Origin of the sequence: Methylobacterium sp. NPDC097929 (assembly GCF_049543375.1) — a bacterium.
GTDB lineage: Bacteria > Pseudomonadota > Alphaproteobacteria > Rhizobiales > Beijerinckiaceae > Methylobacterium.
The window spans coordinates 1-22,181 of record NZ_JBMVEP010000003.1 but is presented as its reverse complement, the minus strand read 5'-3'; the positions used below and the strand labels follow the sequence as shown (position 1 = coordinate 22,181).

General features: G+C 70.8%; 12 protein-coding genes. 6 read left to right on the top strand and 6 right to left on the bottom strand.

The features are described 5' to 3' along the window. The first annotated feature begins 6 nt into the window (after positions 1-6). The 6 genes from ACPCJR_RS10465 to ACPCJR_RS10440 all read left to right on the top strand — a co-directional run bounded on the left by ACPCJR_RS10465 (position 7) and on the right by ACPCJR_RS10440 (position 14,878). The gene (locus tag ACPCJR_RS10465) at positions 7-2,148 is read left to right on the top strand and encodes a glycosyltransferase family 2 protein (protein WP_391512357.1); all 2,142 of its coding nucleotides are present in this window, start codon (positions 7-9) and stop codon (positions 2,146-2,148) included. A 94-nt stretch (positions 2,149-2,242) separates the two neighbouring features. Next, positions 2,243-3,547, top strand: a complete 1,305-nt coding sequence (locus ACPCJR_RS10460; RefSeq protein WP_391512358.1) for a UDP-glucose dehydrogenase family protein — start codon at positions 2,243-2,245, stop codon at positions 3,545-3,547. 527 nt (positions 3,548-4,074) lie between these two features. Continuing rightward, positions 4,075-11,481 carry an SDR family NAD(P)-dependent oxidoreductase gene (locus tag ACPCJR_RS10455; RefSeq protein ID WP_391512359.1) on the top strand — a complete coding sequence of 2,469 codons (7,407 nt, stop codon included), beginning with the start codon at positions 4,075-4,077 and terminating at the stop codon, positions 11,479-11,481. Beyond that, the gene (locus tag ACPCJR_RS10450) at positions 11,478-12,854 is read left to right on the top strand and encodes an aminotransferase class I/II-fold pyridoxal phosphate-dependent enzyme (RefSeq protein ID WP_391512360.1); all 1,377 of its coding nucleotides are present in this window, start codon (positions 11,478-11,480) and stop codon (positions 12,852-12,854) included. The genes ACPCJR_RS10455 and ACPCJR_RS10450 overlap by 4 nt, the downstream gene beginning before the upstream one ends. A 133-nt stretch (positions 12,855-12,987) precedes the next feature. Beyond that, positions 12,988-14,646 (top strand): patatin-like phospholipase family protein, encoded by a 1,659-nt coding sequence (locus ACPCJR_RS10445; protein ID WP_391512361.1) that lies wholly within the window; start codon positions 12,988-12,990, stop codon positions 14,644-14,646. Next, positions 14,636-14,878, top strand: coding sequence for a hypothetical protein (locus ACPCJR_RS10440; RefSeq protein WP_391512362.1), 243 nt, complete (start codon positions 14,636-14,638; stop codon positions 14,876-14,878). The genes ACPCJR_RS10445 and ACPCJR_RS10440 overlap by 11 nt, the downstream gene beginning before the upstream one ends. A gap of 69 nt (positions 14,879-14,947) precedes the next feature. Here ACPCJR_RS10440 and ACPCJR_RS10435 read toward each other — a convergent pair whose 3' ends face one another. The 6 genes from ACPCJR_RS10435 to hpnA all read right to left on the bottom strand — a co-directional run bounded on the left by ACPCJR_RS10435 (position 14,948) and on the right by hpnA (position 21,882). Then, positions 14,948-15,619, bottom strand: coding sequence for a spermidine synthase (locus tag ACPCJR_RS10435; RefSeq protein WP_391512363.1), 672 nt, complete (start codon positions 15,617-15,619; stop codon positions 14,948-14,950). Positions 15,620-15,761: 142 nt separating this feature from the next. Next, positions 15,762-17,765, bottom strand: coding sequence for a squalene--hopene cyclase (gene shc, locus ACPCJR_RS10430; RefSeq protein WP_391512364.1), 2,004 nt, complete (start codon positions 17,763-17,765; stop codon positions 15,762-15,764). 44 nt (positions 17,766-17,809) lie between these two features. Continuing rightward, positions 17,810-19,111, bottom strand: a complete 1,302-nt coding sequence (gene hpnE / locus ACPCJR_RS10425) for a hydroxysqualene dehydroxylase HpnE (protein WP_391512365.1) — start codon at positions 19,109-19,111, stop codon at positions 17,810-17,812. Between the two features lies 1 nt (position 19,112). Then, positions 19,113-19,964 (bottom strand): presqualene diphosphate synthase HpnD, encoded by an 852-nt coding sequence (hpnD, locus tag ACPCJR_RS10420; RefSeq protein ID WP_391512366.1) that lies wholly within the window; start codon positions 19,962-19,964, stop codon positions 19,113-19,115. Further along, entirely contained in the window at positions 19,961-20,860 is a 900-nt protein-coding gene (hpnC, locus tag ACPCJR_RS10415) for a squalene synthase HpnC (protein WP_391512367.1), read from the bottom strand. The genes hpnD and hpnC overlap by 4 nt, the downstream gene beginning before the upstream one ends. After that, positions 20,857-21,882 (bottom strand): hopanoid-associated sugar epimerase, encoded by a 1,026-nt coding sequence (hpnA, locus tag ACPCJR_RS10410; RefSeq protein WP_391512368.1) that lies wholly within the window; start codon positions 21,880-21,882, stop codon positions 20,857-20,859. The genes hpnC and hpnA overlap by 4 nt, the downstream gene beginning before the upstream one ends. Between the last annotated feature and the right edge of the window lie 299 nt (positions 21,883-22,181).

Below are 22,181 nucleotides of genomic sequence, written 5' to 3'. Positions count from 1 at the left end.
GGGGCCATGGCGGAGCGGGCACGGCTGGGCCGCCGGGCGCTGCCCGTCACGGGCGCGGACGGGATCGACCTGCGCATCGACCTCACCGGCGTGCGCCTCGGCGGCGCCTGGGTGAGTCTGACATGGCGCGATCCCGGCGGCGGCGGCATTCCGCGCGCCCTGCTCAGCGCGGTGTCGGCGGATGGGGAGAGCCTCGTCCTGGCCGAGGAGCCGGTCGGCGGCGACGCCTTCGCCTGGACCGGGCGGCTTCCGCCGGGTGTCGCGGCCCTGCGCCTGAGCGCGCTCTCGCGCACGAACCCCTTCTCGCTCGAGGCGTTCGCGATCCGTCGCCGCGGCCGGGGTATGATCGTGGCGCGCGCGGCCTCACGTCAGCCGGGCCTGACGGCGCAGGCGGTCACGTGGCGCCTGCTCGGCCTGAAGGTGCGCGCCCGCGGGCTGATCGCCCGCGCGCTCGCCCACCGTGCCGAGACCGGCTACGCCGCCTGGATCGCCCGCTTCGATCGGTTGTCGAAGGCCGACCGCGCCCGCATCCGCGCCGAGATCGCGGTCTGGGAGGCGCCGCCGCTCCTCTCCGTGCTGATGCCGGTCCACGATCCCGATCCGCGGGTGCTCGACGCGGCGATCCGCTCGGTGCGCGCGCAGCTCTACCCGGTCTGGGAACTCTGCATCGCCGACGACGCCTCCACCGACCCGCGCATCCCCCGGCTGATCGCCCGCCACGCGGCGGAGGAGCCGCGCATCCGCCATCTGCGCCGGACCGAGAACGGTCACATCGCGCGGGCGACCAACGACGCCCTGGGACTGGCCGGCGGCGCCTACGCCGCCTTCCTCGACCACGACGACCTCCTTTCGGAGAACGCGCTGTTCGAGGTCGCCAAGGCGGTGCGGGCGGACCCCGCCCTCGAACTGATCTACAGCGACGAGGACAAGGTCGATGCCCAGGGCCGCCGCTTCGAGCCGCATTTCAAGTCGGGCTTCGACCGCGAGTTGCTGTGGGGCCAGAACTACGTGAACCATCTCTGCGCGGTGCGCGTCGAGACCCTGCGCCGGCTCGGCGGGCTGCGCCCCGGCTTCGAGGGCAGCCAGGACCACGACCTGCTCCTGCGCCTGACCGAGGGACTCGACGGCGCGCGCGTGCGCCACATCCCCAGAATTCTCTATCACTGGCGGGCGGCGGCCGGCTCCGGCACCTTCTCCGACCGGGCGCTGGCCCGGGCCGAGGATGCGCGCCTGCGGGCGCTCCAGGAGGTGGCGGCCCGCAGGGGCGCGCGGGCGGAGCGGGGGGCGCAGGGCTTCAACCGGCTCGTCCGTCCCCTGCCGGAGCCGGCGCCCCTCGTCTCGGTGATTGTCCCGACCCGCGACCGGGCGGACCTGCTCGCCGTCGCGCTCGACGGGCTGCTGGCGCGCACCGACTACCCGGCTCTCGAAGTCATCGTCGTCGACAACGGCAGCACCGAGCCGGCCACGCGGGATCTGTTCGCGCGCTACGCCTCCGATCCGCGCTTCCGGGTGCTGGCGGCGCCGGGTCCGTTCAACTTCTCGGACCTGTCGAACCGTGGAGCCGCCGCCGCAGCGGGAAGCCTTCTCCTGTTCCTCAACAACGACATCGAGGTGATCGAGCCCGGCTGGCTCACCGAACTCGCCGCGATCGCCAGCGATCCGGAGGTCGGCGCGGTCGGCGCCAAGCTCCTCTATCCTGACGGCACGATCCAGCACGGCGGGATCGTTCTCGGCATCGGCGGCATCGCCGGCCACAGCCATCTCGGCCTGCCGGGAGCCGAGCCCGGCTACTTCGCCCGCATGGTGCTGGCCCAGGAGGTCTCGGCGGTGACGGGCGCCTGCCTCGCCCTGCGCGCGGCGGTCTTTTCCGAAGTGGGCGGGTTCGATGCCGCGCATCTGGCCGTCGCCTTCAACGACGTCGACCTGTGCCTGAAGATCCGGGCGGCGGGCCACCGCATCGTCTGGACGCCGCATGCCCGGCTCGTCCACCACGAGTCGAAGAGCCGCGGGGCCGAGGACACGCCGGAGAAGCGCGCCCGCTTCGAGGCCGAATCGCGGGTCATGCGCGAGCGCTGGGCGCCGGTGCTGCGGGCCGACCCCTACTACAATCCGAACCTGTCCCGGGCCGCGGCGCATTATCGGCTGTGAGGCGGGGCGCCGGTTTGCGCGCCGGGCGAACCGGGCTAGAGAGTGCACCGCAACAACCGTCGAAGCGGGCCCGGCTTCTCATGCGGAGACATCGATGCGAATCGCGATGATCGGGTCGGGCTATGTCGGCCTGGTATCGGGCGCCTGCCTCGCCGATTTCGGCCACGAGGTGGTCTGCATCGACAAGGATCCGGCCAAGATCGCCGCTCTCGAAGAGGGCCGCATGCCGATCTACGAGCCCGGCCTCGACGCGCTGGTCGCCGAGAACGTGCGCCAGGGCCGCCTGACATTCTCCACCGACCTCAAGCCCGCCGTCGCGCGGGCCCAGGCCGTGTTCATCGCGGTCGGCACGCCTTCGCGCCGCGGCGACGGCTTTGCCGACCTCTCCTACGTCTACGCCGCGGCCCGGGAGATCGCCGAGGCGCTCACCGGCCCGACCGTGGTGGTGACCAAGTCGACCGTGCCCGTGGGCACCGGCGACGAGGTCGAGCGCATCCTGCGCGAGGCGCGCCCCGACCTTGAGGTGGGGGTTGCCTCCAACCCCGAATTCCTGCGCGAGGGCGCGGCCATCGGCGACTTCAAACGGCCCGACCGCATCGTCATCGGCGCCGAGGATGCCCGCACTGCCGCGGTGATGCAGGACGTGTACCGCCCGCTCTACCTCAATCAGGCGCCGATCCTGCTGACCGGCCGGCGCACGGCCGAGTTGACCAAGTACGCCGCCAACGCCTTTCTCGCCACCAAGATCACCTTCATCAACGAGATCGCGGATCTCTGCGAGCAGGTGGGCGCCAACGTGCAGGAGGTCGCCCGCGGCATCGGGCTCGACAACCGCATCGGCGGCAAGTTTCTGCATGCGGGCCCCGGCTACGGCGGCTCCTGTTTTCCCAAGGACACGCTGGCGCTGGTGAGGACGGCGCAGGAGCACGGCACGCCGGTGCGGATCGTGGAGACGGTGGTGGCCGTCAACGATCAGAGGAAGCGGGCGATGGCGCGCAAGGTGATCACGGCCTGCGGCGGCTCCGTGCGGGGCAAGCGGGTCGCGCTGCTCGGCCTGACCTTCAAGCCCAATACCGACGACATGCGCGACGCGCCCTCCCTGTCGATCATCGCCGGCCTGCAGGATGCGGGCGCGGCGATCATCGCCTACGATCCGGAAGGGATGGAGCAGGCGCGGCCCCTGCTCGACGGCGTGGCCTATGCCGAGGATGCCTATGCCTGCGCGGAGGGCGCGGACGCGCTGGTGATCGTGACGGAGTGGAACGCCTTCCGGGCGCTGGATCTGGCCCGGCTGAAGGGGCTGATGCGCGCGCCCGTCCTCGTCGACCTGCGCAACGTCTATGCCTCCGGCGAGGCCGAGCGGCACGGTTTCGCCTATTCCGGCGTCGGCGTTGCTTGAGTGCCCTCGGCGGCGCGCGGAGAGCGGGCGAGGGCTGAGAGGAGTTGAGCCGCCTTTGATCTGGCCCGCGGGCGAGGGGCGACTTGCGCGGATGAAGAATTGTTCGCTCCCGCGCGGGCGGGCGGGACAGATTTCTTGATCTTCCGCATCGACTAGTATCGATAGTCTTCACAAAATCTTCGCCCAGGTCGCGGCGGAATTGTGGCAATTTTCGACTTCGCGTTGCTCGCCGATGCTGATTTTTGTTGACCTCGACCGCGCATCGAGCCTCAGCCGTCAACGTTTCACTGATGAATACGTGCCACACAATCTCCCAATCTCTCTGGATTAAGGGAGAGGTTGCAGCCAAGCGGGTTGGACGGTCCTGACGGTCATACTAGAACGCCCCGTGAAACTTCCGGTGGTCGGCGGCCGTCTCAGGGCGGCCGCGACACGACGGACGGTTTGCGAAACGTTCTGGGTTTCGGTGAAGTCGCCCTTCACCGGCCGAGGCCCGGTCCCTGCTTCACGAGCATAAACGGATCGACGTGACTCACCGCAAAGATATCGCGATCGTCGGCCGCGCCTGCCGCCTGCCCGGCGCCTCCAACGTCGAGGGCCTCTGGCAGCTCCTGACCGAGGCGCGCTGCGCCGTCTCGCGCATCCCCGAGGACCGCTGGTCGCTGCAGGCCTACGGCCATCCGCGGGCGCAGGAGCGGGGCAAGAGCTACACCTGGGCGGCGGGCGTGCTCGATGAGATCTGGTCGTTCGATCCGGGCGTGTTCGGCATCTCGCCCCGCGAGGCCGAGCAGATGGACCCGCAGCAGCGCATGCTGCTGGAGCTGACCTGGGAAGCGTTCGAGGATGCGGGCCTGCGCCCCTCGGCCGTGGCCGGCAGCCATATCGGCGTGTTCGTCGGCGCCTCGGCGCTCGATTACGGCAACCTGCGCATTCTCGACCCGTCCTCGGGCGACGCCTACGCCGCCACCGGCAACACGCTCTCGATCATCTCCAACCGCATCTCCTACATCTACGACCTGAAGGGCCCGAGCTTCACCCTCGACACGGCCTGCTCGTCCTCGCTGGTGGCGCTCAACGCGGCGATCGCGGCGATCGAGGCGGGTCAGGTCGACACCGCCGTGGTGGCGGGCGCCAACATCCTGGCGAGCCCCTTCAACTTCATCTCCTTCTCCAACGCGCAGATGCTCTCGCGCACCGGCCTGTGTCAGGCCTTCTCGTCCAGCGCCGACGGCTACGTGCGCGCCGAGGGCGGCGTCGTGTTGATCCTGCAATCGGCCGAGGCTGCCGCCCGCAGCGGACGGGCGGTGCGCGGCGTGATCGCGGCCAGCGGCGTCAACTCGGACGGGCGCACCACCGGCATCTCGCTGCCCTCCGGCCATGCCCAGGGCGCGCTCCTGGAGCAGGTCTACCGCGATGCCGAGATCGACCTCGACCGGATCGCCTTCGTCGAGGCGCACGGCACCGGCACCCCGGTCGGCGACCCGATCGAGGCCGGCGCCATCGGTTCCAAGCTCGGCAAGCCGCGCCAGGCGCCGCTGCCGATCGGCTCGATCAAGACCAACATCGGCCATACCGAGCCGACCTCGGGCCTGGCGGGCCTCCTGAAGGCCAGCCTCGCCCTCGAGCACGACCTGCTGCCGCCCTCGCTGCACGCGCCCGAGCTGAACCCCGAGATTCCGTTCGAGGCGCTGAAGCTCGCGGTCAACCGCGCGCCGCTGGCGCTCCCCCGCGACGGCACCGAGCGCTTCGCCGGCGTGAACTCCTTCGGCTTCGGCGGCACCAACGCCCACGTCGTGCTGACCGACCCGGCTCCGGTCGCCGCAGCCAAGGACGCCGGTCGCGCGCCGGAAATCCTGCTGCTCTCGGCCCAGAGCCGGGCCGCCCTGAACGATCTCGCCCTCGACTACGCCGCGCGCCTCGACGATGCCGCGCCGGAGGAAGCTGCCCGCGTGGCGGCCGCCGCGTTCCACCGCCGCGAGCGTCTCTCCACGCGGCTGGCCCTGCCGCTGACCCCCGCCACCGACGTGCCGGCCGCCCTGCGCGCCCTGGCCGAGGGCGAGGAGAGCGATGCGGCCGTGGTCGGCACCGCCGTCGAGCGCAACGCCGAGGTCGCCTTCGTCTATTCCGGCAACGGCAGCCAGTGGGTCGGCATGGGCCGCGAGGCCTATGAGGAGAACGCGACCTTCCGCGCCCGCTTCGATCAGGTCGACGGGCTGTTCGAGCGGCTCTCCGGCTGGTCGCTGAAGGAGGCGATGTTCGCCGAGGATCTCGACGCGCGCCTCTCGCTCACCCGGGTGTCGCAGCCGCTGATCTTCGCGATCCAGAGCGCCTCGACCGCGGCCCTGCGCGCCCGGGGTCTCAAGCCCCGGTTCGTGCTCGGCCACAGCGTCGGCGAGATTGCCGCGGCGGAGGCCGCCGGAAACCTGAGCCTCGACCAGGCGGTGCGGGTGATCTTCTTCCGCAGCAAGCACCAGGAATCGACCCGCGGCTTCGGCACCATGGCCGTGCTGCTCGGGCCGGTCGAGGAGATGGAGGCCTTCCTCGCCGACTACCCGACCCTCGACATCGCCGCCTACAACAGCCCCAAGGCGATCACGGTGGCCGGCCCCGAGTCCGACATCGAGGCCGCGATGAAGGCGCTCGCCCGCAAGCGCCGCCGCGGACGCAAGCTCGACCTCGAATACCCCTTCCACGGCCGCCTGATGGACCCGACCGAGCGTCCGCTCCTGCGCGACCTCGACGGACTGAAGCCTGCCGCCGGCCACACCGCCATGGTCTCCACGGTGACCGGCACGGTGCTGCCCGGCGCCCGCTTCGGTGCCGGCTACTGGTGGCGCAACATCCGCGAGCCGGTGCGCTTCTGCGAGGCGCTGCAGGAGGCGACCCGCCAGGGTGCCCGCGTCTTCGTCGAGGTCGGCCCGCGCGCGACCCTGCTGCCGCATATCGGCGACGCCATCGAACCGCTCGCCATCGAGGTGTCCTCGGTCGGCGTGCTGCACCGCAAGCCCGTCGGCGGCGATCCGATCGCCAAGGCGGTCGCCGCCGCCCTGGTCGCGGGTGCCGCCGTGGACGAGGCGGCGGTGTTCGGCACCGACCCCGCCGGTGCCGTCGCCCTGCCGCACTACCCCTGGCAGCGTCGGCCGTTCCGCCTCGCCGAGACGACCGAGGGGGCCGGCGCCGCGCCGCGCCCCTACCACCCGCTCGCCGGAACCCGGCTCGCGCCCGATGGGCTCGAATGGCACGGCCATCTCGACGCCGCCCTGGTGCCCGAACTCGACGACCACCGCATCGACGGACAGGTGATCCTGCCCGGCGCGGCCTTCGTCGAGATGGCGCTGCACGTCGCCCGCCAGGCGCTGCGCGCGGAGAACGTCACGCTCTCCGACGTCGAGATTCTCTCGCCGATGGTGTTCGCCGAGGAATCCCTGCGCGAGGTGCTGGTGCGCCTGTCCGGCTCCGGCAACCAGATCCAGATCCTCAGCCGTCCGCGCCTGACCCCGACGCCCTGGCAGCTCCACGCCTCGGCCAAGATCATCGAGGGCGACTTCCCCGCGCCGGCCCGCCGCGACCTCGCGGTGCCGGCCGAGCACGCGATCTCGGGGGAAGGGCTCTACCGCCGGGCGCTCGCCTCCGGCCTCGGCTTCGGCGAGAACTTCCGGCAGGTCGCGGCCTCGGCCCGCATCGACGAGACCACCATCGTCTCCGAGCTGATCCCGGCCGAGGCCGACGCCCGCTACGGCCTCGTGCCCGCGCGCCTCGATTCCTGCTTCCACGGCCTGATCCTGCTCTTCGCCGAGCTGATGGGTGAGGGCGCCACCAAGGCCTACGTGCCGGTGCGCTTCGGCGAGGTGCGCCTGCTGCGCCCCGGCGGCGCCATCGCGCGGGCCGAGATCCGCACACGGCGCTGCAACGAGCGCTCGATCCTGGCCGACTTCACCCTGACCGATGCCGAGGGCGAGGTCGTCGCCACGATCTGCGAGGGCCGCTTCCAGGCCCTGCGCGTCAAGGGCGGCAGCGACCTCGATGCCTACGCCATCACCCAAGGGGTCGAGCGCGCCACCGAGCCGACCGCCCTGCCGCTGGAGCGGCGTCCGAGCGTGGCCGAGCGCGTGCGTCCGAGCCTTGCCGCCGTGACCGCGCCGGACACGGCCGATCTCGGACCGGGCCACCTGCTACTGGAGGGTTGGGCCACCGCGCTCGCCTACCGGCTGGCCGAGGGCCTGTCCGAGAAGGGGAGGGTGATCCTCGACCGCCGCCTGCCCGAGGCGCTGCACGCCTGGGCCGTCAACGCGCTCTACGCCCTGGAGAGCAGCGGCCTCGCGACGCTGGAGAAGGGAACCTGGCGCCTGCGCCGGGACGTGACCCTGCCCGCGCCCGAAGAGACCATGCGCTGGATCGCGGCCGACCATCCGGAACTGGCCGCCGAGCTGGTGCTGCTCGCCGACACCACGGCGCTGGTCGGGCGGATCGTGGCGGGCGAGGCCGTGACCGCGGCGAGCCTGCCGCCGGCGGCGCTCGACGCGTTCCACCTGCGCGGCGCCACGGCCCGCGCCTCCGCCGAGGTGATCGCCCGGATCGTCGCCGGGAGCCGCGAGCGCCTGCCGCAGGATCGCGCCCTGCGCATCCTTCAGGTCGGCTTCGGGCCGCTCTCGGCCCGCGCCGCTTCGCTCGCCCGCGAGGCCGATGCCCGCCTGACCGTGCTGGAGACCGACCGGCGGCTGGCCGAGCGCGCCCGCCTCGCCCTGCCGGGCTCGGTTACCGTGGCCGAGGCCGGCGAGGCTCTGCCCGCCGCCTCCTTCGACCTCGTCCTGGCCAGCGACGTGCTGCACCGTTCCGAAAAGGCCCTGCCGGGACAGCTCTCCGCGGCCCTGGCCTCGGGCGGGCTGCTGGTCGCCGTCGAGCCGGGCGCCTCGCTGTTCCGCGATCTCGTCTTCGGCCTCGCGCCGGACTGGTTCGAGGAGGCGGCTCCCGGCATGCCGGTCTCGCGCCTCGACGACGTGACGGGCTGGCAGCGCCGCCTCAGCGCCTCGGGGCTGGTGCGGGTCTCGGCCGACCGGGCCGCCTCCGCCAACGGCGACGACCTGCTCCTCGTGGCCGAGGCCCCGGTCCGTCCGGCCCTCGGCCACGGCCAGAGCTTCGCCTTCGTGGTCGGCTCCGACGACGATTTCGGTGCCGAGACCGCCTCGTCGCTCGCGACCCTGCTGGTGGCCAGCGGCGTCCACGTCTCGATCATCCTCGATTCCGAGCAGTCGCTGCTCGAACTGGAGCGCGAGACGCCCGACACCGTGGTGTTCCTGGCCGGCGCCTTCGCCGGCGAGGGTGAGGCGGCGACGCGGCTGCGCGACCGCTGCCTCAGCCTGAAGCGCTGCGCCGAGCATCTCGGCAGCCGCCAGACCCGGCTCTGGGTCGTCGCCCCCGGCGCCACCCGCGACGCGGGCGGCGAGGCGGCCGCGGTCGAGGCCGGCGTCTGGGCCTTCAGCCGGACCCTCGCCAACGAGGCGGCCAATCTCGATGTCCGCCGGATCGACCTCGCGCCGGCCCTCTCCTCGAAGGACGCGGCCGAGCGGCTGCGCGCCCTGATCCTGTCGGGCACCGAGGAGACCGAGATCGTGCTCGACGCCGACGCCACCCGCGTCGTGCGCTTCCATCCCGGCCGCGCCGCGAACACGGCCGGCGAGGCGGCCCCGGCCGCCCGGCTGGAGCGCTCCAACACGGGCGGCCTCAACGAGATGGTCTGGGGGCCGGCCGAGCGCGCCGCCCCCGGTCCCGGCGAGGTCGAGATCGCGGTGGCGGCCACCGGCCTGAACTTCCGCGACGTGCTCTGGGCACTCTCGATGCTCCCGGAGGAGATTCTGGAGGACGGCTTCGCCGGCCCCCGCCTCGGCCTCGAAGTCTCCGGCCGCGTCACCGCCATCGGCGCGGGCGTCGTCGACTTCGCGGTGGGGGATCCCGTCGTCGCCTTCGCCCAGTCGGGCTTCGCCACCCACGTGGTGGTGCCCGAGATGGTCGTGGCACCGATGCCGGCGGGGCTCGATCCGGCGGCCGCCGCCACCGTGCCGGTCGCCTTCCTCACCGCCTACTACGCGCTCTGCACCTGCGCCCGTCTGCGCAAGGGCGAGTGGCTGCTGGTCCATGGCGGCGCGGGCGGCGTGGGCCTCGCCGCACTCCAGATCGCCAAGTGGAAGGGTGCGCGGGTCATCGCCACCGCCGGCTCGCGGGAGAAGCGCGCGCTGGTGGCCGCGCTCGGCGCCGAGCACGTGCTCGATTCGCGCTCGCTCGCCTTCGTGGACGATGTCCGCCGCATCACCGGCGACGGCGTCGACGTGGTGCTCAACTCGCTGTTCGGCGAGATGATGGAGCGCTCGCTCAACTGCCTGCGGCCGTTCGGGCGCTTCGTCGAGCTGGGCAAGCGCGACTACGTCGCCAACACCCATATCGGCCTGCGGCCGTTCCGCCGGAACCTCTCCTACTTCGGCGTCGATCTCGATCAGGTGCTTCAGCACCAGGGCGAGGACGGTGCGCGGATGTTCCGCGAGGTGATGGCACTCTTCGCCGAAGGGGGGCTGCGCCCGCTGCCCTACCAGCCGTTCGCCGCCGACGAGACCTCCGACGCCTTCCGGCTCATGCAGCAATCGGGGCATGTCGGTAAGATCGTCGTCACGCCGCCGGCACCCGGCTCCGTGGCGCGGGTCAAGCGCCAGCCCTTCGTGGTCGCCGAGCGGGGCGTTCACCTCGTCACCGGCGGTCTTGGCGGCTTCGGCGTCGAGGCGGCGCGCTGGCTCGCCGACCGGGGCGCCAAGCGCATCGTGCTCGTCGGCCGCTCGGGCAGGCCGAGCGAGGAGGGCCGCGCGGTCATCGCCGAACTCGCCGCCCGCGGCGTGACGGTCGAGACCAGGGCCTGCGACATCACCAGCCGCCGCGCGGTCGAGACGCTGATCGACGGCATCGAGACCGCGGGCAACCGCCTTGCCGGCGTGATCCACGGCGCCATGGTGCTTCAGGACGGGCTGATCAACGCGATCGAGCCGAAGACGCTGGAAGCGGTGATCGCCCCCAAGGTGATCGGCGCTGGGCACTTGGACGCCGCGACCCGTGGGCGAAAGCTCGACTACTTCGTGCTGTTCTCCTCGGCCACGACCTTTATCGGCAATCCCGGCCAGGGCTCCTACGTCGCCGCCAACGGCTTCATGGAGGGGTTGGCCCGCCAGCGCCGCCGCCTCGGCCTGCCCGCACTCGCGGTCGCCTGGGGCGCCATCGGCGATGTCGGCGTGCTCGCCCGCAACAAGGCGGTGATGGAGACGCTGGCCTCCCGCGTCGGCGTAACGCCGATGGAGGCCCGCCTCTGCCTCGACCTGATGGCCGAGGCGCTGGAGGGCCAGGGCGGTGCGAGCGACGAGGGCGTGATCGCCATCGCCGCCATGCACTGGGGCAAGGCACGGGAGCGCCTCGCCACGCTGCGCTCGCCGAGCTACGGCAGCCTCGGCACCGATCAGCAGGCCGAATCCGGCACGGTGGCCGCCATCAATATCGGCGCGCTGCTGCGCTCCGCGGACATCGATACGGTCCGCAAGACCGTCTCGGACGCCATCGTCGAGGACATCGCCCGCATCCTGCGCCTGCCCAAGGACGACATCAGCCGCGTGCGCCAGCTCTCGGAGATCGGCCTCGATTCGCTGATGGGCGTGGAACTGGGGGCGAGCCTTCAGGAGCGCTTCGCCCTCGACGCGCCGCCCGCGGGCATCTCCTCTGGCCTCACCGTCAACGAGCTGACCGAGACCCTGATCCAGGCGGTGGCGGCGCCGGTGGATGAGGCGGCGGGCGTCACGCTCAGCCTCGCCACCAAGCATGTCGGCGACCTCGACGCCGCCACGCTGACGCCGTTCAACGAACTCGTCGAGAAGAACGTCGCGGACATCAAAGAGATCTTGCCATGACCCAGCCGTCACGCCCGCAGGACGGGCGGGCCGCGCTCGCGAGCTTCGTCACCAACCGGCTCGGCCGCGCCAACGCGCGGCCCGCCGGCCCCGCCCCGGTCGAGGACAGGGGAGCGGCCGAGGAGTCGATCCAGGATTTCGAGAAGCTGACCGGCTACCGGGAGCTGCGCCTGCAGCGCTCGGCCGCCGACCTCATCGGCCTCGGCAACCCGTTCTTCCGGGTGCACGAGACCCGGGCGGGCGCCAACACCCGCATCGAGGGGCAGGCCTATTCGAACTACTCGTCCTACGATTACCTCGGCCTCAACGGGCACCCGGCGGTGAGCGGGGCGGCGCGCAAGGCGATCGAGGCCTTCGGCACCTCGGCCTCGGCGAGCCGGATCGTGGCGGGCGAGCGACCGGGCCATCTCAAGCTGGAGCGGGCGCTGGCCGCCCATTACGGCACGGATGCCTGCGTGGTCCTGGTCAGCGGGCACGCCACCAACGTCACCGCCATCGGCGCCATTTTGGAAGCGCCGGACGTGATCTTCCACGATGCGCTGATCCACAACAGCGTGGTGACGGGCGCGCAGCTCTCCGGTGCCCAGCGCCGCTCCTTCGCTCATAACGACCCGGCCGCCCTGGAAAAACTCCTGGAGGCGACGCGCCACGAGCATCGCCGGGCGCTGATCGTGGTCGAGGGCCTCTACAGCATGGATGGCGACGCGCCGGATCTGGCCGCCTTCGTCGAGCTGAAGCGCCGCTTCGATTGCTGGCTGATGGTGGACGACGCCCACGGGCTCGGCGTGCTCGGCCGTACCGGCGCGGGCCTGCACGAGCATTGCGGGGTCGATGCGTCCGACGTCGACATCTGGATGGGCACGCTCTCGAAGACGCTCTCCTCCTGCGGCGGCTACATCTGCGGCCCCTCGGCGCTGGTCGAGTACCTGAAATGCACCGCGGGCGGCTTCGTCTACAGCGTCGGCATGTCCCCGCCGCTGGCCGCGGCGGCCGAGGCCGCGCTCTCGGTGATGCAGGCTGAGCCCGAGCGGGTGGAGCGCCTGCGCCGCAACGGTCACCAGTTTCTGGCGCTGGCCAAGAAGCACGGCCTCAACACCGGCACGAGCCTGGGCCTTGCCGTGATCCCGATCATCATCGGCGATTCGCTCAAGGCCGTGACGCTCTCGGACCGGCTGTTCAAGCGCGGCATCAACGTGCAGCCGATCATCCACCCGGCGGTGCCGGAGCGCTCCTCGCGCCTGCGCTTCTTCATGACCTCCGAGCACACGCCGGAGCAGATCGCGCAGACGGTGGCGGTGGTGGTCGAGGAACTGGCCGCCCTGGAGACGGGTGCCACGCTGATCGAGCAGCTGATGGCGCGTCGGGGGGCGTGATCGGCGGCCTTCGTCGCCCGTAACAAACGTGAACTTTTGCTGCGGCTCTACTTCTCGTTGAGTTCCTGATCTGTCAATTGTCGTTCGTGGGTTCACCGAGCCCACGAGCGGCGAATCGGCAGGACGACCGGACGTGGCGATCGAGATGCGAGCCGGCCGCGAGGCCGACGAGAAGACCCTGCCCATCTACACGGCCTTCGCAGGGGGCGGCGCCAAGGGTCTGGTGCATATCGGCGCTCTCAAGGCCTTGGAAAACAAGAACGTCGCGATCTACGGCGTGTCGGGCACGTCGGCCGGCGCGATCGTCGCGGCGCTGAAGGCCGCCGGCTTCGGCGCCGACGACATGGTCGATCCGAAAGCCGGCACGACACTCCTCGACGAACTCGCGCGAATCGACCCGGAACTGAGGACGGCCCCCGATCTGTTCGGTCCCGGCGGATGGGACAGGGTTGCCGTGCTCCGTCGCGTCCTTCAGAGCGGACTCGGGACGATCGTGGGTGCGCTGGCGCTCGCATCCGGTCTTCTGCTCCTGCTCTCGTTCCTCGTGGCTGCGATGGCGGGCGTTCTCTACGCCGTGCTTCTCTGGGCCGCATGGATCGCCGTTCTCGGGCTCGCCGGGCGCTGGGTCGTCTCGCATCTGGCCGGCCTCGCGCGACTCGAGCGTTTCAAGCAGGCCCTCTGCACGCTGATGAGCCGGAAGGTCTTCCCGCAGGAGCCCGACCGGATCGTGCGGATGAAGGATTTCGGGAGGGGCGGCCTGCTTCCGCTCAAGATTGTCGGATCGAACCTTTCGACACGCCGGCTGGCCCTGTTCTCCGCCGAGACGACGCCCGAGATCCCGGTCGCGGAAGCCGTCGCCGCGTCGATCAGTATCCCGCTCGTGTTCGAGCCTCAGAAGATCGGCCGAGAGACCTTCGTGGATGGCGGGTTGGTCTCGAACCTGCCGGCCTGGCCCTTCGACGAGGAGAGAAACCTCGATCCCGACACCCTCACCCTTGCCTTCGAGATCGCCGACGCCTCGAGCGACGGCGGCGAGATCGGGCCGACCAACTGGCTGCCCGCGGCCATTAGGACCGCCCTGTTCGGGTCCGGGGTCCTCAATCTCCGGGCCGTCGGCCGCTTCGAACTCATCGAGTTGAAGACCGAACTCGACGTGCTGGCTTTCGACCTCGAGAAATCTGCCGTCTTCAAGCAGGTGGCCGACTCGACGACCGCGGCCGAGTTGGAACTCGAGCGGCGCCTGTTCGAGCGGCCAGCCCTCTACCAGAGGGCCTGCGAGGCCATGAGGGCCTTCGTCGAGCAACTGCTCGACACGACACCCGTTGAGGGGCGGCTCGGCGCGGAGAAGCGCCGTGTCCGCGTCTCGCTCGCGATGTGCGACGAGGGACACAGCCGGTCGCTCCGCCTGCGGTACGGTGCAGGTTACGGCGACGACCTCGACGAGAGGCTGCTTCTGCCCATGGACGGTTCCGCTATGGGGCAGACGTGGAGGCGCGGCGAGGCGTGTTTCGAAACGGTGCCACTCCCGAGCGCGATTGCCTTGACCGGCCGCATCAACCGCTTCCGGCGCAAGCAGGTCTGGCAGGGCATGGAATGGGTCATGTGCATTCCTATATTCCGGACCGACGCCTCCGTGACGGAACCGGAATTCGTCGTCTCCATCGATGGCAACGAACGCCCGGCGAAATCAGCCATTGAGAGTTTCCGGACTATCGTCGAGGCCGTGGCCGTCGCCTCCTTCGAGGGACTTCTGGTCGATCTGGAGAAGCTGGAGAAAGCGGATGAAGGCTGATCGGACCGCTCAGAACTGGGAGAAGGCCAAGGCCGCGCTTGATCCCGAAAAGAACTCCTTTCTCGATGTCGGGGCGGTCGAGAAAGTCCTGCAGAGGGCGCAGGAGCGGATGGACGCCATCGCCCAGGATGCACGCGCCTATCGCCTGGAAAGCGATGCAAAGCTGAAGACGATCAGCGATCCGATCCTGCGCGACAGCGTCGATCCTGCGGCGAAGTTGCGCGACCGTTAGCCGTCCTCGGCTTTCCCTCTCTGAATCGCAGCCGCCGGTCATTTGGCTTCGGCGGTCGTGAGGAAGGCGTCAGCGCCGCGCCGCCAACCAGATCACGTGCCGGGCCCCGCGCGTGCCGCGCGCCCGGGTCGCCACCTCCTCCACGGAAAAACCCGCTTGGCTCAACCGCCGGGTGAAGGCCGCGTCGGGATGGGCCGACCACACCGCCAGCACGCCCCGGGTGCGGAGCGCCGCGCGGGCCGCGCCGAGGCCGGCGGCGTCGTAGAGGCGGTCGTTGGCGCTGCGGGTCAGGCCGTCGGGGCCGTTGTCCACGTCGAGCAGGATCGCGTCGAAGGCGCCCGGCCGCTCGCGGATCACCGCGGCCACATCCGCCTCGCGGATCGTCACACGCGGATCGTCGAGGCTGGGGCCGGTCAATTCCGCCATCGGACCGCGGGCCCAGGCCAGCACCGCCGGCACGATCTCGGCCACCGTCACCTGCGCCGTCGCCCGCAGGCAGGCCAGGGCGGCACGCAGGGTGAAGCCCATGCCGTAGCCGCCGATCAGCACCCGCGGCGCCGGCTCACCCGCGATCCGCTCGGCGGAGAGGCGGGCCAGCGCTTCCTCGGAGCCGCTGAGGCGGCTGTTCATGAGTTCGTTGCGGTCGAGCTGGATCGAGAACTCGCTGCCGCGGCGCATCAAGCGCAACGTGCCCGTCTCGCCAGGGATGGCAGCGGTGTCGAGGTGTTCCCAGGGGATCAACAATCGTCTCGCAGGCTCGCGTCGAGGAGGAGCCGATGCAGGGGACCGGCTTGGCGCAGCTCATCTGTCGGCACAAACGAAAGCGGCGCGGGATTGTCCCCACGCCGCCCGTTTTCCGAATTTGGGAAAACTCCCGAAAATATCACATCCCGAACTGCACCTGCCGGCTGTTGCCCTGCTTCAGGTTGCGGAAGCGGGCCATGGCCCAGAGCGGGAAGAACTTCGGGTAGCCGTGGTAGCGGAGGTAGAACACCCGCGGGAAGCCCGTGGCGGTGTAGCGCTCCTCGCTCCAGAGCCCGTCCTGGCCCTGCGTGCGCAGCAGGTAGTTGACGCCGCGGGCCACCGCCGGGTCGTCCACCTCGCCCGCCGCCATGAGGGCGAGCAGCGCCCAGGCCGTCTGCGAAGCCGTGGAGTAGCCCGGCTCGAATTCCGGGTTGAGCTTGTAGGAGGAGGCGTCCTCGCCCCAGCCGCCATCCGGATTCTGGATGCGGATGAGCCACGCCACCGACTTGCGGATCTCCGGGCTCTGCGGATCGACGCCCGCGGCGTTGAGCGCGCAGAGCACCGACCACGTGCCGTAGATGAAGTTCATGCCCCAGCGGCCGAACCAGCTTCCATCCTTCTCCTGGTCGTTGAGCAGGTAGGTGACGCCGCGGTCGAGCGCCCGGCTGGTCTCGCGGGTCTCGCCGAGCTGCGACAGCATCGAGACGACGCGGGCGGTCACGTCGGCGGTCGGCGGGTCGAGCAGCGCCCCGTGATCCGAGAACGGGATGTGGTTGAGGTAATGGTGGTTGTTGTCGGCGTCGAACGCCGCCCAGCCGCCATCGGCGCTCTGCAGACCCTCGACCCACTCGCGGGCGCGGGCGATCGCGGTCGTGTAGTCGGGCATGCCGCTGACCAGCCCGTGCTGGCGCTGGGCACGATCCATCGCCATCACCACCACGGCGGTGTCGTCGAGGTCGGGGTAGTGCGGGTTGGCGTATTGGAAGGCCCAGCCGCCGGGGCGCACGTCGGGCTTGGTGGCCGCCCAGTCGCCCTTGATGTCGAGGATCTGGAGGGGCTTGAGCCAGTCGAGGCCGGCCCGGGCGTTGGCCTCGGCCTGATCGCCGCCCGCTTCGAGCATGGCGTGGCTGGTCAGCGCCGTGTCCCAGACCGGCGAGAGGCAGGGCTGGACGTAGGCCTCGTCCTCCTTCTCGGCCACGAGCTTCTCGATGGCCTCGCAGGCGATCTTCACCTGCGGATGTTCCGGGGGATAGCCCAGCACCTCGTACATCAGCACCGAGTTGACCATGGCCGGGAAGATGGCGCCGAGGCCGTCCTCGCCGTTCAGGCGCTCGGAGACCCAGGCGACCGCCTTGTCGATGGCGCGCTGGCGCGGCACCTTCGGGAAGTGATCCTGCGTCTTCTGGAGCACCCGGTCGATCGCGCCGAAGATCGGCGTCCACGGCCAAGTCGCGTGCGGCGAGGCCGCCCAGGTCCGCACCGATTCGGGCGGCGTGACGAAGAGTTCGGCGACGCCGACGCCGCGCGGGTTGATCGCCCGGGGCTTCTTGGCCTGGATCACGAACAGCGGCACCATGGTGCAGCGCGCCCAGTAGGACACCTTGTCGAGGTGGAAGGGGAACCACTTCGGCAGGTGCATCACCTCGACGGGCATCACCGGCACGGCCGTCCACGGCACCTCGCCGTAGAGGGCGAGCAGGATGCGGGTGAACACGTTGGAATTGGCCGCGCCGCCCCGCTGCAGAATCGCCTTGCGGGCGGTGCGCATGTGCGGCGCCTCGATGTCGTCGCCGATCATCTTGAGGGCGAAGTAGGCCTTCACGGTCGCGCTCATGTCGAACGGGCCGTCATGCACGAGCGCCCAGCCGCCATGCACCTTCGACTGCGTGCGGCGCAGGTAGTTGCCGATCTTGGCTTCCAGGCCAGGCCGCGGCTCGGTCGCGCGGAACTGGTGGAACAGGATGTACTCGGAGGGGATGGTCGCGTCGGCTTCCAGCTCGAAGCAGATATGGCCGTCGGCCTGCGTCATCTCGGTGAGCGCACGGGTGGCGCTCTGCACGCCGCGCTCGACATCGACGAGGGATACGTCGCGGGTCCTGGGACGCTGCAGCGTCTCGACCTTGCTCGCGGCCGCCTCTCGCATCGTTCTCGCCTCCGTCGACTGTCTCGATGCCTGCGTCATATCCTTCAAGCCACTCCCTGTGCCTGTGTCCGTCCGCACATCCCGGACCGGAACAGGGCTTGCGCGGCGATCGTCCCGGATCGGATCGCGCCCTCGATGGTCGAGGGCAGCCCCGTCTCCGTCCAATCACCCGCGAGAACCAGATTGCGGTAGCGCGTCGCGGCGCCGGAACGGCGCGCGGCCTCCTCGGGCGTCGCCGCGAAGGTCGCCCGCTTCTCCTTGACGATCTGCCAGTTAGGCAATTCCCGTGCAAGGCCGTTGAGTTCCGCGATCTCGCCCCAGATCCGGCGCGCGAGATCCTCGCGGCTCTCGTCGAGCAGGTGGTCGGCGCCGCTGATGGTGACCGAGAAGCGGTCGGGATAGGCGAACAGCCACTCGGTCAGACCGCCGACGACGCCGAGCAGCAGCGGCGCGCCCTCGGGCGGCCGCACGGCGAAATGCGCGTTGACGATGGAGCGGAAGGTTTGCGGCGCGGGCGTGCCCGGCAGCAGGTCGGTCGTCACCCACGGCGGCAGGGCCAGCACGACGGCATCGTCGGGACCGATCGCGGTCGGCTCGTCGGTGAAGTCGAGGCGCTCGATTCGGCCCTGCCCGAGCGTCACGGCCCGTAGGCGGCGGCCGTAGCGGATTTGGGCGCCTCTTTCTTCGAGATAGCGCAGGGCCGGATCGACGAAGGCGGTGGAGAGGCCCTGCACGGCCACGAGCGGTCGGCAGGCGCGCCCGCCCGCGCCCAGCGTCTCGCGCAGGATGGTGGCGGCGAGCCCGACATCGCTCTCGCGCGGGTCGGTGTTGAGGGCGGCGAGCAGAACCGGGTGCCAGAGCCGCTCGTAGAGCGGACCCTCGCAGGACATCCGTTCGCCGATCGTGCCGCTCCGGCCCGGCTTGTTGCCGGAAGCGGCCATCATCAGCGAGAGCGGCGCGAGGTAGTCCCGGGCCCGGGTGCCCGGCACCCGGCGGCCCGCCCGCAGCACCCACCAGGGCAGGCGGCCGGGATTGGGGCGCAGGGTCCAGCGCTCGCCGCTCTTCAGGTCGGCGAAGTCGAAGGCGGCTTCCTCGGGGCCGGTCAGGGCGTCGTCCGGCGCGCCGATGAGGCGCATGAAGTCGAGGGACGAGCGGTTGCCCGACAGGAGCAGGTGGTTGCCGTTGTCGATGGTGAGCCCGAGCGAGGGGTCGAAATAGGAGCGGCAGCGCCCGCCCGCCTGCTTGGCGGCCTCGTGCAGCACCACACGCTGGCCCGCCTCCGCCAGCGAGGCGGCGGCCGAGAGGCCGGCGAGCCCGGCGCCGACGACGTGAACCGTTGCCGACATCTCAAAGAATCCCGTGGCGCAGGGCGACGCGGAGGAGGGAGAGTTTTCCGGGTTTGACCCGCGCGCGCGGAGCCGCCCAGCCGCGCTTGACCACCGCATCGAGATAAAGCCGATAGGCGGCCGCCATCAGGCGGGCGGCCTTGGTGGCCCGCCGCGGGCTGCGCTCGATGATCGCCCAGGTCTGGCGGTAATGCTCCTGCGCTTCCGCCGCGACGGCGGAGCAGACCTCGCCGAGGCGCGGATGCGCCAGGGCGCTCTGCGGTGTCGGGTTCATCAGCCCGATCTTGTGGAATTTCTCCATCGGCAGGTAGAGCCGCCCGCGCTCCGCGTCCTCGTCGATGTCGCGCAGGATGTTGGTGAGTTGGAGCGCCCGGCCCTGGTGCCACGCGAGCCGGATGCCGTCCGCCTCCGGCATGCCGAAGATGCGCACGGAGAGCCGCCCGACGGCGCTCGCCACCCGGTCGCAATAGAGATCGAGCTTGGCCTCGGACGGCGCGACGATGTCCTCTTCGGCATCCATCGCCATGCCGTCGATGACCGCCTGGAAGTCCTCGCGCTTGAGGTCGAAGCGGCGCATCGGCTCCTCGAGTGGCTTCACCCGCGGCGGCGGGTTGCCGGCGTAGAGCGCGTCGATATCGGCCCGCCAGCGGTCGAGCTCCGTTGCGCGGACCTCGCGCGGGCCGCCGTCGTCGGCCACGTCGTCGACCGAGCGGCAGAAGGTGTAGACCGCGTACATCGCCTCGCGCCGCTCCTTCGGCAGCAGGCGCATCGCCGTGTAGAAGGACGAGCCGGCGGCCGGCAGGGCCGGCGCCTCGGAGGTTTCGCCCGGGAGGGGCGTGGCGGTGGCGCTCATCGGCCGGCTCCGGCGGGGGCGGGACGGGGCGCGCGCGACCGGAACGGGCGGCGCACCAGCGTGGCGGCGATGCCGCCGAGCGCGGTAAGCGCGAAGGCGGCCTTGCCGTGATGGACCTTTTCGGACAGCGGATCGCGGGTCAGCAGGCCCTTGGTCAGGACGACGGCGAGGCGATGGATCGCGGCGATCTCCAGGCTCAGGCGGAAATCGTCGATTCTGTTGGGGAGAGGCGCCCCTTCTTCGAGCAGCACCAGCGTGCGCTCGGCCAATTCCTGGATCACCGCGCGCAGCTGCGGACTCGCCCGCTCGGCGCCCAGCATCGACACGTCGGCGCCGTGCTTCGCCATGACGTCGAGGGGAATGTAGACCCGGTCGAGATTGCGAAAATCCTTGCCGCAATCCTGGAGGTGGTTGAGCACCTGCAGCGCGGCGCAGATCGCGTCCGAGGTGTCGTAGACCCGCGCCGGCTCCTCGCCGTGCACGTCGAGCACGAAGCGCCCGACGGGCATCGCCGAGTAGCGGCAGTAATGGATCAGCTCGTCCCAATCCGCGTAGCGGGATTTCCGCGCATCCATGCGGAAGGCGTCGAGCAGTTCGAGCGCGTGGGTCGGCGGCTGATGGTGGGCCGCGAGTTCGCGCTTCAGCGGCTCGACGGAAGGGTCGGAGCCGCCCTTGCCCGTGAGCGCGTCGGCGAGCGCGTCGAGCATCTCGATCTTGCGCTCGGGCGAAAGCCCCGTGTGGTCGGCGACGTCGTCGCCCGCCCGCACGTAGTTGTAGAAGGCGAGGATCGCGCCGCGGTAGCGCGGATGGATCAGGTGCGAGGCGACGGGGAAGTTCTCGTCGTGCTGACCCTTGCCCGTGCGCGCGTCGGTCGCGGTCTGAAGCGCGGCGCTCATTTCATGTACCCCGCCTGACGGAACCAGTGGATCGCATCCTCCAGCCCCTGGCGGTAGGGCCGCGCGGAATAGCCGAGTTCCGCCCGCGCCTTGGCGTCGGAGAAGAACATCCGGTACTTCGACATGCGCACACCGTCGATGGTGGCGAGCGGCGCCTTGCCGGTCACCCGGGCGATCTGCTCGGAGAGATAGGCGATCGGGTAGATCACCGCGTAGGGCAGCCGCGTCGTCGGCGCCTTGCGGCCGACGATGGCGGCGATGTCGGCGAGCATCTGCGCCAGCATCACGTCCTCGCCGCCGAGGATGTAGTGCTCGCCGATCCGGCCCTTGCGCAGGGCCATGAGGTGGCCCGCGGCGACGTCGTCGACATGGGCGAGGTTGAGGCCGGTATCGACGAAGGCCGGGATCTTTCCCTGCGCCGCATCGAGGATGATGCGGCCGGTCGGCGTCGGCTTCACGTCGCGCGGGCCGATCGGGGTCGAGGGGTTCACGATCACGGCGGGCAGGCGATCGCGAAGAACCATCTCGTCGACCACGCGCTCGGCCACGACCTTGCTGCGCTTGTAGGCGCCAATGGCGGTCTCCGGGGTCAGCGGCCGGGTCTCGTCGGCGGGCGTGCCGTCGTCGTGCGGTTTGATGGTCGCGACGCTCGACGTGTAGACGATCCGCTCCACGCCGGCCTTGAGCGCCTCCTCCATCAGGATGCGCGTGCCGTCGCGGTTGGTGCGGACGATCTCCTCCATGTCCGGCGCCCAGAGCCGGTAATCGGCCGCCGCGTGGACGAGGTAGCGCTGGCCGCGCATCGCGCTCGCCACCGCCGCGCGGTCGCGCATGTCGGCCTCGACGATCTCGACATCGGGCCAGATCAGGTTGGTGCGAGGCGAGGAGGCGCGCACGGAGATGCGCACGGCAAAGCCCGCGGCGCGGAAGACATCGACCAGGGCGGCGCCCAGGAAGCCGCTGGCGCCGGTGATCAGCACGGGCCCCGCCGGAAACGGGCCGCTTTGGGTCGGCTCTGTCATCGTGCTCGCTCGGGAAGCCTCGGCCCCACGGCGGAAAGCCGGGCCGAAGGCAAACGGGAACGCCGCCGCCGTCCCCGCGCCGATTCACGGGCAAGGGACGGCGCGGCGCTTGTCTCATCGATGGCGCGGTGCGGCAAGCACCGCGCCGAACGGGCTCAGGCCAGACGCAGGTGGCCGGTGCGGCCGCCCTTCTGCTCCGGCAGGGCGGCGCGGACGGCCTTGAGGATGCCCTCGGCGTCGAGCCCGGCCTCGGCGTACATCTTCTCCGGCTTGTCGTGATCCTGGTAGCTGTCCGGCAG